Genomic DNA, 12499 nt, shown 5'->3' with positions numbered 1-12499 from the left:
GGGTAACCGCCGTCCATCGCCCGCCGACCGCCGCCCGCGACGCTCCATCCACCCGCCAGCCGCCCTCTGTCCCCCTCCATCCCCCCTCCATGCCCCCTCCTCCGACCGACGACTTCTTAGGTCGGACAGCCGTGTAGCCATCGGTTTGGTTTGAGAGACCCAAACTTCTCCTTATAATCGGAACCTACAGTTCCCCCACAGGAAGGCCCGCCGTGAACACGCTTCTCGGGCGCCGGACCCGCGTCCTGGCCGCCACCACCGCGACGGCCGGGCTGGTGCTCGTGGCTGTCTCTGCCTGCACCTCCAGCGACGACGGGGGCAGCGGTACGAAGACCGCCGCCGGCGGGGTCGAGCTGGTCAAGGCCGGTCAACTCACCACGTGCACGCACCTGCCGTACCCGCCCTTCCAGTCGGAGATCGACGGCAAGGTCCAGGGCTTCGACGTCTCCCTCATCGACCTGGCCGCCAAGGACCTGGGCGTGAAGCAGGAGATCCTCGACACGCCGTTCGAGAACTTCAAGACCGGTGCCTTCCTCAACTCCGGCGAGTGCGACCTGGCCGCGGCCGGCATGACCATCACCGAGGAGCGCAAGAAGAACGTCGACTTCTCGGACCCGTACTTCGACGCCACCCAGGCCGTTCTGGTCGACAAGGACAGCGGGCTCACCTCCCTCGCCGACGTGAAGGCGAAGGACGCCAAGCTCGGCGCCCAGGCCCAGACCACCGGTGAGGACTACGTCAAGGAGCAGGGCTTCGACCCGGTCTCCTTCGAGTCCTCCGACGCCGTCCTCAACGGCCTGCGCTCCGGCCAGGTCAAGGCCGTCGTCATCGACTACCCGGTCGTCCAGGGCTGGCTGAAGGATAAGGCCAACGCCGACGCCTTCAAGGTCGTCGACAACCTCAACACCGGTGAGCAGTACGGCTTCACGGTGAAGAAGGGCAACACCAAGCTCGTCGCCGCCATCAACAAGGCCATCGCGGACGCCAGGGCCGACGGCACGTACAAGAAGCTCTACGAGCAGTGGATCGGCCCGTACGACGAGTCCGCGGCCTCTCCGTCCGCCTCATGAGCGACGCCACGAAGCTCGAAGTCCAGCCCCGCAAAAAGGGCCTGACCCGACGTCAGAAGCGCAGCCTGTCGCGCGGCATCCAGTACGCGGCCTTCGTCGCCGCCGTGATCGCCTTCGCGGTCTCGGCGGACTGGGGGCGGCTGAAGAACCAGTTCGCGCAGGCGGACATCGCCGAGCAGATGTTCCCGGACGTCATCACGCTGGCGCTGAAGAACACCGTGCTCTACACCTTGTCCGGCTTCGTCGTCGGCCTGGTGCTCGGCATGGTCATCGCGCTGATGCGGCTGTCGTCGGTCGGGCCGTACCGCTGGTTCGCCGGCGTGTACATCGAGATCTTCCGCGGCCTGCCGGCCCTGCTGATCTTCATCTTCATCGGTGTCGCCGTCCCGCTCGCCTTCCCGGGCACGGAGATCATCGGCGGCACGTACGGCAAGGTCGCACTCGCCCTGGGCCTGGTCGCCGCCGCCTACATGGCGGAGACGATCCGCGCGGGCATCCAGGCGGTGCCCAAGGGCCAGCTGGAGGCGGCCCGTTCGCTGGGCTTCTCGCCCGCGAGGGCGATGGTCTCGATCATCATCCCGCAGGCGTTCAGGATCATCCTCCCGCCGCTCACCAACGAGTTGGTGCTGCTCTTCAAGGACTCCTCGCTGGTGCTGTTCCTCGGCGTCACCCTGGAGGAGCGCGAACTGTCCAAGTACGGCCGTGATCTGGCCAGTACGACCGCCAACTCCACGCCCATCCTCGTCGCCGGCCTGTGCTATCTGCTGGTGACGATCCCGCTCGGCTTCGTGGTACGCCGTATGGAGGCGAAGGCCCAGGAGGCCGTGAAATGAGCGAGAAGACTCTTGGAACGCACCCGGAGATCGAAGTACGCGGCCTGCACAAGTCGTTCGGCGACAACGAGGTGCTGCGCGGCATCGACCTGGAGATCAACCAGGGCGAGGTCGTGTGCGTGATCGGCCCGTCGGGCTCGGGCAAGTCGACGTTGCTCCGGTGCGTCAACCTGCTGGAGGCACCCACCAAGGGCCAGGTCTTCATCAGAGGTACCGAACTCACCGACCCCGACGTCGACATCGACGCCGTCCGCCGCCGTATCGGCATGGTCTTCCAGCAGTTCAACCTCTTCCCGCACCTGTCGGTGACGGAGAACCTGACGCTGCCGCAGCGGCGGGTGCTCAGGCGCGGCAAGGCACAGGCCGCCGAGGTGGCCGCCGAGAACCTGGAGCGGGTGGGGCTGGCCGAGAAGGCGGACGCGTACCCCTCCTCGCTCTCCGGCGGCCAGCAGCAGCGCGTGGCGATCGCCCGCGCGCTGGCGATGGGCCCCGAGGTGATGCTGTTCGACGAACCGACGTCGGCGCTCGACCCGGAATTGGTGGGTGACGTACTCGCGGTGATGCGCATGCTCGCCGACGAGGGCATGACGATGATGGTCGTCACCCACGAGATGACCTTCGCCCGCGAGGTCGCCGACCGGGTCGTCTTCATGGACGGCGGGGTGATCGTCGAGGACGGCGCCCCGGAGCAGGTCATCGTCAACCCCCGCCACGAACGCACCCGCCACTTCCTCTCCCGCCTCCTCGACCCCGCCATGGCTGAGGTGGAAGAGGAGACGTCGGACCAGGTGGGCGGGAGCGACTGAAGAGGACATACGTTCCTCTGTCGGTCAGACCGTCAGGACCGCCATCATTCGGTGCATGACGACTCTCGACGACGCGGGCGGCTTCGGAGCCGGCGCCGCGCTTGCGCCGCTGCCGGAGGACTGGGAACGCTGCCTCGCCGTGGCCGCGCACCCGGACGACATCGAGTACGGGACGGCGTCCGCCGTGGCCCGTTGGACGGCCCAGGGCAAGCAGGTCACGTACCTGCTGGTCACGCGGGGCGAGGCGGGCATCGACGGGCTGCACCCGGACGAGGCGGGCCCGCTGCGCGAGGCCGAGGAGCGGGCCGGAGCCCGTGAAGTGGGCGTGGACACGGTCGAGTTCCTCGACCACCGCGACGGGACGATCGAGTACGGGCCGGAGCTGCGCCGCGACATCGTGCGGGCGATCCGACGACACCGCCCCGAGGTCGTGGTGTCGGGGGCCTACACCGTGCGCATGGTCGCCGGAGTGGTCAACCAGGCCGACCACCGGGTGGTCGGCCTCGCCGCGCTCGACGCGGCGCGGGACGCGGGCAACCGGTGGATCTTCCCCGAACTCGCCGACGAGGGTCTCGAACCCTGGGGCGGGGTCCGCTTCGTGTGCTTCGCCGGCGCCGAGCGCCCCACGCACGGTGTGGACGTGTCGGGCGAACCACTGGAGCGGGGCATCGCGTCGCTCGCCGCCCACGCCGAGTACACCAAGGGCCTCGGGGCGGCGGGCTTCGAGCCCCGCCCGTTCCTGACCTGGGCGGCCCGGCAGGGCGGTCCCGTACTCGGCGTCGAGGCGGCGGTCCTCTTCGACGTGTACCGGCTCGCCTTCGAGGGACCACCGCCCTGGGAACAGTGACCGCTCGGAGAGCTGACTAAGGTGCGGTGCATGAGCGATCACGCGGTGCTGCACGTGAAGGGCCGGATCCTGGCCGGGCCCGAGGACGTCCGGGACGAGCTGTGGGTCGTCGACGGCCGGATCTCCTACGAGCGCCCCGTCGCCGCCCGTGACATCCGCACGGTGTCGGGCTGGGCGCTGCCCGGTCTGGTGGACGCGCACTGTCACGTGGGCCTGGGACCGCAGGGCCCGGTGGACGTCGATGTCGCGGAGAAGCAGGCGCTGACGGACCGCGAGGCAGGCACCTTGCTGATCCGGGACGCGGGCTCACCGTCGGACACCCGCTGGATCGACGACCGCGCGGACCTTCCGAAGATCATCCGCGCGGGCCGCCACATCGCCCGCACCCGCCGCTACATCCGCGGTTACGCGTGGGAGATCGAGCCGGAGGACCTGGTCGCGTACGTCGCCCGGGAGGCCCGCCGCGGCGACGGCTGGGTGAAGCTGGTGGGTGACTGGATCGACCGCGAGGCGGGCGACCTGGCACCCAGCTGGCCGCGGGACGCGGTCGAGGCGGCCATCGCTCAGGCACACCGCCTGGGCGCGCGGGTGACGGCGCACTGCTTCGCCGAGAACTCGCTCCGTGACCTGGTGGAGTCGGGCATCGACTGCATCGAGCACGCGACGGGCCTGACGGAGGACTTGATCCCGTTGTTCGCGACGCGCGGTGTGGCCATCGTCCCGACCCTGGTCAACATCGCCACGTTCCCCGCGCTGGCCGACGGCGGCGAGTCCAGGTTCCCCCGCTGGTCGGCCCACATGAGGCGGCTGCACGAACGCCGCTACGACACGGTCCGCAACGCGTACGACGCCGGCATCCCGGTGTTCGTCGGCACGGACGCGGGCGGCACCCTGCCCCACGGACTGGTGGCGGCCGAGGTCGCGGAACTGGTGACGGCCGGAATCCCGCCGGTGGCGGCCCTGTCGGCGACGACCTGGGACGCCCGGAAGTGGCTGGGCCGCCCCGGTCTGGAGGAGGGCGCGGCCGCGGACCTGGTGGTGTACGAACGGGACCCCCGCACGGACGTACGCGTGCTGGGGGCCCCGGTTCGGGTGGTGCTGGACGGGCGGGTCGTGGGCTGAGCCGGGGCCGTCAGTCCTCGGCGTAGTCCCCGATGGCGACGTCGTGCAGGAGGGAGTGCCAGAACCCCGGGTCTTCGCTCAGGGCCGTTCCGTCGATCCGGACGAGCGCTTCTCTCAGCTCGCCCGCCCGTTCCTCCCATTCTTCCGGTTCGCTTTCCTCGTCGCCGTACGGAAATCGTGCGGCGAATTCTTCGAGGCATTCGAGGAAAGCACTCGCGGATTCGTTGACGTGCCAGACGCTTGAATCCTCCGTGTTGAGGGAGACGATTTCACCGGAGTCGATGTCGATGCAGTACTCGTCGTAGTCACCGCCCTGCCCGAGCTTGAGGAGGTGCCTCTCGGAGCCGTTCGCCCGCACGGACCGGGCGGCCGGACCGGTCGCGGCGAACAGCAAGTGGTCCGAGGGCAGGCCGACTTCGGCGAGAAGGCGGCGGGCGGTGGCGTCGCGCACGGACGAGAGGGATTCCGGCGTGTACCTGTGATGCGGCGGCATGGTGAGGGCTCTTTCCCAACGTCAGGCCGGTGACATGATCGAGAGGCCGACCGAAAGAATATCGGTCGGCCTCTCGCGGCGAGACTACCAGATTCCCGCTTTGGCATCGGCGAACAATTGCCGCACCGCGCCTAGTTGGGCATTACGGGACTGTGCTCCCTGGGCGGACGTCGTCCAGTTCCAGGACCACGAGGTCGGAATTCCCTGCAATGCCGGGGCGCAGGAATTCCGGCAGGGCTGGAGTTCCGAGTAGACCTCGGTGATGTTGCCCTTCCCCAGCTGCCGGAGCAGCTTCGCCTCCGCGTGGTTGCCCCGTCCCTTGGAGGAGAAGGCGACCGCGATCTGTTCCATGCCGTTGGCGTCGGTGTAGCGCGCCGCGGCGAAGTTGTTGCCGGTCTTGCCCAGCCGCAGCCGCTCCTGCATGACCGCCTGGCTGAGATCGGTACTGCCGTAGTCGACCTGGCAGTTGTGTACCAGGACCGGCGTCGTGCCTGCCAGGACCTCGTACGTGTGGACACCCGCGACCGAGAAGTTGTGGACGGTCGCCTTCGTCGTCGAGTGTGCGACCGCCGTGATCCGGATCCAGCTGCCGCTGCCCGTGCTGAGCCACTGGCCGGGTTCGAGTTCACCGGCCTTCAGCCAGCGGCCGACGTCCGGCAGCCAGAACGGGTGGCCCTCGGTGGCGGTGATCTTGGAGGTCTTGGCGCCCTCGCCGCCATCGGTGTCGACGGTGACGGTGACCAGATGCCTGGTCCCCTCACCCTTGATGGTCTCGGTGACGGTGCGGGTCTGGGCGTCGTCCGTTTCCACGTCCGACGCGGTGACCTTGTCCCCGATCTCGACGTCCTCGATCGCCTTGGTGGTGCCGTCGGCCATCAGGACCTTGGTGCCGGGCACGAAGCTGTTGCCCAGCTTGCAGGAGGCACCCGTGGCCGGCGGCGCCTCCGGGACCTTCGGCGCGGCCGGAGCCGGTGCGGGCGCCGGGGCCGCCGGAGCAGGCGCCGGGTCGGCCGACGGCGGGTTGGCTCCGCCCGTGGACGGTGCGTCGGCGGCCCCGGTCGACGGAGGATTCGCCCCGCCCGTCGACGGCGTCGCCGCGCCCGGTGGTGTCACGTTGTCGACCTGGCGGCCCACGTCGCCCGCCGTGTCGATCGCGTCCAGTGCCTTGTCGCCGTACTTGGCCGCCTTCGCCGCCGTCGCCCCGTATCCCGCGAACGGGATCGCCGAGGCGCAGGAGAGGGCGGCGTCGACGTAGGCGCCCTCGGCCGCGTACCAGCCGCAGTTGGCGAGGTCGGCGACCTCGCCGAGGCCGGGGACGAGGCCGACGACGTCGAGGGCGAGGTGGCCCAGGTCGGAGAAGGACATCCCGAACAGGTGGCCGTCGATCTCCACGAAGGAGATCGGGTTGCCGCCGGCGAAGGCGTAACGGTTGCCGGTGTAGGGGTCGGTGGCCAGGCCCATGTCGGCCAGGGCGCCGCCGTACATGTCGCGGGTCAGGAAGCGGTTCAGACCTGGGTCGTACGTCCGGAAGCCCATGTCGTACGTGCCGGACGTGGTGTCGTAGCGCTTGCCGTTGAAGCGGTAGGAGTTGTACGGGTCCTCCGGCTCGCCGCCGCCCGATCCCGGCTTGTCCGCGCCCGTGAACTGGGCCGCGTCGTTCTTGCCGTACGCCGTGTAGCCGTACGTCGTCTTGGTGTTGCCGTCCTTGTCGGTCAGTGCCTCGACGTCGCCGTGCGGGTGGTAGAGGTACTGGGTCGTCTCCGGAGCTGCGCCCTCATCGTCTTCCTCGTCCTTGACCTGGGTCAGCTTCTGGCCCCAGGAGGCGTACTGGAAGGACGTGACCCCTTCGTCCGTCACCTCCTCCTTCAGGGAGTTGGACGTGATGCCCAGGTAGGTGAAGAGGGTCGTCTTCGCGTCCTCGCCGCTGCCCACCGCCTCCTTCACCGTGCGGTCGAAGGCGTCGTAGGTCATGCGGGTCGTCTGCGCCGCGTCACCGCTGCCCGCCGTGATCGACGCGGGGCGGTCGAAGCCGTCGTAGCGGTACTTCTGGATCGTCTCGCCGCCGAAGGAGACGGTGTCGAGGCGGCCCAGCGGGTCGTAGTTGTAGGTGGAGGACGCGCCGTCCGCCGTTGAGGTCAAAAGGCGGTTGCGGTCGTAGCGGTGGGTGGTGGTCGTGTCGTCCACCGTCTGCCAGATCACGTTGCCGGCCGCGTCGTGCCGGTACTCCTCGGTCGCCTCGTCGTCGCCGGTCTTGGCGACCTTGGCGATGCGGTCCTGCGGGTCGTACGTGTAGGCGTAGGTGTTGTCGATGGTGGAGCCGTGGTCGTCGGCGTCCATGAGCTTCAGGACGTCCTCGACCTTGTGGCCGTTGGCGTTGTACTTCAGGGCGTGCTCGGCGACGAGGGTGTCGTCGGACTTCTTCTCGCTGGTCTTCTTCGTCGAACCGTCGAGGTAGTAGTCGACGCTCAGCACATTGCCGTTGGGCTTGGTCTGTTCGGCCAGTTCGCCCCGGTCCGTGTATTCGAGCGTGGTGACCTGGCGGTCGTCCGCCGTCGGTGAGGCCGCGTTGGTGATCCGCTCCACCCGGTCCAGGACGTCGTAGTCCAGCTTGCTCCAGGTCAGGTCGTGGGTGGTGGTGAGCGTGTTGCCGTTGGCGTCGTAGGTCAGCGCGGTCGTGTTGCGGACGGCGTCCCCGTCGTGCTCGACGACCTTGCCGAGCTGGTTGAGCTCGTCGTACTCCAGGGTGTAGCGGTCGGTCTCGACGCCGGGGCTGCGGTCGGTGATCTCGATCTGGTTGCCGTTGGCGTCGTACCGGTAGGAGAAGTCCTTCTCCTCGTTGTCGGTGTCACCGGAGTTGTCGCGCACCAGCCGGACCGCGTCCGCGACCACCGTGCCGGTCGCCTTGTCGGTGAGGGTGACGGCCTGGCCGGTGTCCTCGCCGAAGGCGTACTTGCCGAGCGAACGCCACTCACCCGGGAGTTCGGTCTGGTCCAGGGCCTTGGTCCCGGTGCCGTCCTTGTGCTTGATCTCGTAGGTGGCGTCCTTCGCCGCCCCGTCGACCTTCGGGTACCGGACGTAGACCGTGTAGTCGCCGGCCTGCGGGATCGTCAGCTGCCAGACGAAGCGGTCCTCGCCCGAACCGGCCGCATGGGTCTGCGCGTTGTAGCCGTACGAGCCCTCGGCGGCCGTCTCCTCCCAAGTCCCCTGGGTCGCCGTGTTGTTGACGTCGGAGTTGTCGACGAGGGCGACCTGGAGACCGACCGGGACTCCGTCGTCCGAGCGGGACTTGAGCGCACCGCTCGGGTAGAAGGCGGAGTCGAGGGTGCGGGTGACCGAACCGCCCGCGCTGCTCAGGGTGTTCTGGATCTGCTGGCCGAGATCGTTGTACTGGTAGGCGTTTTGGATGTCGAAGGCGTCGGTGGACGTCTTGATCCACCCGGTGTCGAAGTAGGTGTACTCCGTCTCGTTGCGGACGCTCTGGCCCTCGGACGGCGGGGCACTGACCTTCTTCAGCCGGCTCAGCGCGTCGTACTCGTACGTCGTCCGGTCCGGCGTGTTGTAGCGGGCGTCGTCCGGGTCGTAGGGGCTCAGCGTCTTCTTGACCCGGTTCAGCTCGTCGTAGACGGTCTCGGCGGCGAAGTCCTTCGGGTCGTCGCCGGTCTCGATGCCGCGCGGGGTGATGACCCGGGTCTGGTTGCCGACCTCGTCGTACTCGAAGCGGGTGGTGCGTACGACGGCGTCGTCACCGTCGCCGTCGTGCGGGACGCGCGCCTCGACCAGGGCGGCGCGGGCGTCCAGGACCATCTCGGTCCGGTTGCCCTCGGCGTCCGTGGTGGCGACGGTCAGCCCGTCCCAGTCGTAGGTGCTGGTCGTCGACTTGCCGGCCGCGTCGGTGGTCTCAAGGAGACGGTGGTCGAGGTCGTAGCGGAACCTGCTGGTGTAGTCGTCGGGGTCCTCGGTCTCGTTCTTGCGGGCGTCGACGACCTTCACCAGGTCACCGACGTCGTTGTAGACGGCGCTCGCGCGCTTGCCCGCCGCGTTGACCGCCTCGATCGGCTGGTAGACCTCGTCGTACTTCGTCGTCGAGGTGAAGTCGCCGGGCGTCTCGGTGAGGTTGCCCTTGGGCTCGGTCGAGGTGAGCTGGTTGCCGACCTTGTCGTAGGTGAAGGTCGACACGCGGGGTGCCGAGCCCTCCTCGTCGCCGGGCTGGGTGGACTTCAGCGGCTGGTCCGCCGCGTCGAACTCGCTGGTGCTCGCCACCCCGTTCGGGGCGGTGAAGACGAGGGTGTTGTCGTTCGCGTCGTACTTCGGCGCCGGCGTGACGATGAACTCGCCGGCCTTCTGGTCCTTCGGCCTGCGGTTCTCCAGTGGACGCGCGAACACGTCGTAGGTCTGCGTGGTCGTGGCCCCGTCGGCCTCCTCGACCTCGGTGACGTTGCCGCGCACGTCGTACGTCGTCACCGTGCGGTTGCCGACGGCGTCGACGATGACCCGCGGATAGCCGGACGGGTCGTAGTCCTCGAACTTCGTGGTGTGCTCGCCCGCGTCGGTGGCGGAGGTGAGCCGGCCCCGGGTGTCGTAGGCGCTGGTGGACGTGTAGTCGTCCGCCGGCTCGCTCGCCACGCCCTTCGGGTCGGTGACCGCGGTCATGTTGCCGCGTGCGTCGTAGCCGAACTGCCAGGTGCGGCCCTCCGGGGTGACGCGGCGCACCAGGTCGGCGATGTAGCCGTTCTCACCGGTGGCGTAGGCGAGGGTGGCGGCGGGCCGGTCGTTCTTGACGCTCTCGGCGTCCTTCGCCTCCAGCGGGTAGCCCGTCTTGGGGTCGTATTTCCAGTTGCGGGCGGCCCCGTTGTTCTCCTCGAGCCGTGTGACGTTGTTGTCGGCGTCCCAACCCAGCTCGGTGGTGCGCTTCTTGGCGTCGGTGAGCTTCACGGGGCGGCCGTAGCCGTCCATCAGCTGGGTGGCCGGGTTGCCCTCGGCGTCGGTGACGACGGTCCGGATCGCCTTGCCGTCGTGGTCGTCGGGGTCCTCGTAGCGGTACTTGGTCAGCCCGCCGAGCCGGTCGGTGACCGACTTGGTGTAACCCAGGTAGTGCAGCTGGTCCTTGTCGTCGTGCGGACCGACGTAGTCCAGCCTGGTCGCGTTGGAGCGCGGGTCGGTGACCTCGACCAGCTTCACGCCCGGGTGGTCGAACTCCTTGCCGTAACCGAACCTGAAGACCTTCCGCAGATCCCCGTCCGCGGAGTTCGCGCCGTCCGTCAGCCGCGCGAGCAGGCCCTTCTCGGTGAAGGTGAAGTCGATCCGCCGCCCCGAGACGTCGGTGACGGACCGGACCTTGTCGATGATGAACGGGTTGAGGAGGTGCTTGCCCTCACGGACCTTCCCGTCCTCGTCGACGTACGTGTACGCCTCGCCCTTCTCCCAGTAGTCGACGGTGAGCGTGCGCCGGCCCTCGGCGTCGGTGACGTACTTCAGCAGCTTGGACGGGTGCCCGAGCAGCCGCTCCTCGTAGGTGAACTCCATCCGGTTGCCGTTCTTGTCCACCTGGGCGCTCGGGTAGCCCTGGCAGTCGAAGAGGAACCGGGTGCGGTCCGGACGCAGGAACTCCCAGGCCTCCCGCTGGTGGGGCTTGAGCAGACAGTCCTTCTCCAGCTGCTTGACCCGGAAGTGCACACCGGCCGGGGAGTCCCACTCGCCCTTCTTGTTCATGCTGAAGACATGGCTCGTGCCGTCGCCGTCCGTCAGCGTGATCTGCTTGGGCAGCAGCGCGGAGGGGTGGAAGTCCAGCGGGGTGCCGAGCCGTACCGGCGACGACGCCTGCAGCGACCAGCCGGGGCCCGCCGGAGTGCTCGACGCGTCCTGCGAGTTGTAGGCCAGCCGCAGGAACGTCGAGAAGCCGAGCGACGGGTTCGAGAAGGCGTTGTACGACCACACCGCGTTGCCGGCGTAAAGGTTGCTCATCAGCGCGGAACCCGCGCCGGTGTTCTTGCCGGCGTACGAGTGGAAGTCCTCCAGACCGAGCTGGTCGGAGGTCGGGTACTCGGCGGTGACCTCGTGCTTCGACGGCGGCACCCCGTCCGTCTCGGACAGCCAGTCGCCGGTGGCCCTCTCCCGCAGGTCCCACTCCAGCCCGAAGGTCAGCCGCTTGTCGAGCGGGTCGACCAGCACCGGGGCCTTCAACTGCGCGTCGAAGGTGATGGTTTCGCCGGGCGCCACGTCCTTCGGCAACGGGGTGGCGTCCTTGTTGAGCAGGTTGGTGACGTCCTTGCCGTCCAGCGTCCAGCGGTACGACAGGACGCGCTCGCCCTTCGTCCACACCGTGTCCGTGGTGTTGGTGAGCGTCGCCTCGACGGTGGCCGTCTCGCCGGGGATCATCCGCGCGGGCGTGAACGGCAGGAAGTAGGTCTCGGTCTCCGGGGCGGCGAGCAGCTTCGCACCCTTGGTGACCTGGCCCACGGCGGGCAGCTCCACGGCGCGCGCCGGGCCGGCCAGGAGCGTGCCCTGCTTGGTCCGTACGGCGATCCGGTAGTGGTAGGTGCGGCCGTCCCCCTTGAGAGCGGGCGGCGCGGTGCGGTCGGCGAAGGTGGGGGTGCCGCGCTCGACGGGGGCGATCAGTGTCTCGTCGGTCGGCGTGAAGTCCTTCGACGTCGAGCGGTGGACCTCGTACTCGAGGAGGCCCTTGCCGTCGTACGCGGTCCAGGCGAGATCGGCGCCGGTGGCGTGTGCGGTGCGGGGCGCGGCGATGCGGACGCCGTCGGCCTCGCCCGCGACGCGCGGGTGGGTGAGGGAGGCGGCCCCGCGGCTGCGGTCGAGGGTGATGCGGGGCGGCTTGTCGTCGCCGTCGTCCCGGTCGTCCTTCTTGGCGTCGCTGCCGAAGAGGCTGTCCCAGAAGCCGCGGTCGTCCTCGTCGTCGGCGAGTTCGCTGGCGGGGCGCCAGCCTTCGCGGGGGTCGCCGGTGTCGGGTTCGGAGGCGGCCGCGGGTCTCGCCTCGCCCGTGCGTGCGGGGGTCGAGGGAGCGGTGCCGATGATCAACGCCGTGGCCACGGCGCCGACGAGGGCGGCACGCAGACGGATACGGCGCAGGCGGTTGCGGGATGGGCGGAGGCGGATGCGGGTGTGGCCTAAGCGTGCCATGAAGGCTCCTTGTCCCCCGTGGGCACAGGGGTCGCACAGGAATCGCGGGCACACCTGTGTACCAAGGCTCTTCAAAGGCATGTCAATGACATGTCAAATGCAAGGGTGAGTTCCGGACTGTGAACGATTGCCGGAGAGTCTGCACGGATGCGCCACGATGGTGTGAACTCCCGTGGGATCACTGTCGAACGAGC

The 12499-nt window shown here is 68.9% G+C and carries 7 protein-coding genes; 5 read left to right on the top strand and 2 right to left on the bottom strand.

What is annotated here, in order from left to right:
- The first annotated feature begins 212 nt into the window (after positions 1–212).
- From ADK57_RS44555 to ADK57_RS44535, 5 genes are read left to right on the top strand one after another with little or no spacing between them, the layout of a single operon-like run.
- On the top strand, positions 213–1070 hold the full coding sequence (locus tag ADK57_RS44555) for a transporter substrate-binding domain-containing protein (protein WP_053755489.1): 858 nt from the start codon (positions 213–215) through the stop codon (positions 1068–1070).
- On the top strand, positions 1067–1903 hold the full coding sequence (locus ADK57_RS44550; protein WP_053755488.1) for an amino acid ABC transporter permease: 837 nt from the start codon (positions 1067–1069) through the stop codon (positions 1901–1903). Before ADK57_RS44555 ends, ADK57_RS44550 begins: the two co-directional genes overlap by 4 nt.
- On the top strand, positions 1900–2709 hold the full coding sequence (locus ADK57_RS44545) for an amino acid ABC transporter ATP-binding protein (RefSeq protein ID WP_053755487.1): 810 nt from the start codon (positions 1900–1902) through the stop codon (positions 2707–2709). Before ADK57_RS44550 ends, ADK57_RS44545 begins: the two co-directional genes overlap by 4 nt.
- 55 nt (positions 2710–2764) lie before the next feature.
- Positions 2765–3556, top strand: coding sequence for a PIG-L deacetylase family protein (locus ADK57_RS44540; RefSeq protein WP_053755486.1), 792 nt, complete (start codon positions 2765–2767; stop codon positions 3554–3556).
- Positions 3557–3586: 30 nt separating this feature from the next.
- Complete coding sequence (locus tag ADK57_RS44535) at positions 3587–4678, top strand: amidohydrolase family protein (RefSeq protein ID WP_053755485.1); 1092 nt, start codon at positions 3587–3589, stop codon at positions 4676–4678.
- Positions 4679–4688: 10 nt separating this feature from the next.
- On the opposite strand, the gene ADK57_RS44530 is transcribed toward ADK57_RS44535, so the two are convergent.
- Both ADK57_RS44530 and ADK57_RS44525 read right to left on the bottom strand, forming a co-directional pair.
- On the bottom strand, positions 4689–5171 hold the full coding sequence (locus tag ADK57_RS44530; RefSeq protein ID WP_053755484.1) for an SUKH-4 family immunity protein: 483 nt from the start codon (positions 5169–5171) through the stop codon (positions 4689–4691).
- Positions 5172–5255: 84 nt separating this feature from the next.
- The gene (locus ADK57_RS44525) at positions 5256–12305 is read right to left on the bottom strand and encodes a nucleic acid/nucleotide deaminase domain-containing protein (RefSeq protein WP_053755483.1); all 7050 of its coding nucleotides are present in this window, start codon (positions 12303–12305) and stop codon (positions 5256–5258) included.
- Between the last annotated feature and the right edge of the window lie 194 nt (positions 12306–12499).

The organism is Streptomyces sp. MMG1533, from assembly GCF_001279775.1.
In the GTDB taxonomy this organism is placed as follows: domain Bacteria; phylum Actinomycetota; class Actinomycetes; order Streptomycetales; family Streptomycetaceae; genus Streptomyces.
This window is presented reverse-complemented; position numbering and strand designations above follow the sequence as displayed.

Coding starts and splice junctions, on each gene's coding strand:
- ADK57_RS44550 (WP_053755488.1), top strand. CDS start 1,067: ATGAGCGACGCCACGAAGCTCGAAGTCCAGCCCCGCAAAAAGGGCCTG.
- ADK57_RS44545 (WP_053755487.1), top strand. CDS start 1,900: ATGAGCGAGAAGACTCTTGGAACGCACCCGGAGATCGAAGTACGCGGC.
- ADK57_RS44540 (WP_053755486.1), top strand. CDS start 2,765: ATGACGACTCTCGACGACGCGGGCGGCTTCGGAGCCGGCGCCGCGCTT.
- ADK57_RS44535 (WP_053755485.1), top strand. CDS start 3,587: ATGAGCGATCACGCGGTGCTGCACGTGAAGGGCCGGATCCTGGCCGGG.
- ADK57_RS44530 (WP_053755484.1), bottom strand. CDS start 5,171: ATGCCGCCGCATCACAGGTACACGCCGGAATCCCTCTCGTCCGTGCGC.
- ADK57_RS44525 (WP_053755483.1), bottom strand. CDS start 12,305: ATGGCACGCTTAGGCCACACCCGCATCCGCCTCCGCCCATCCCGCAAC.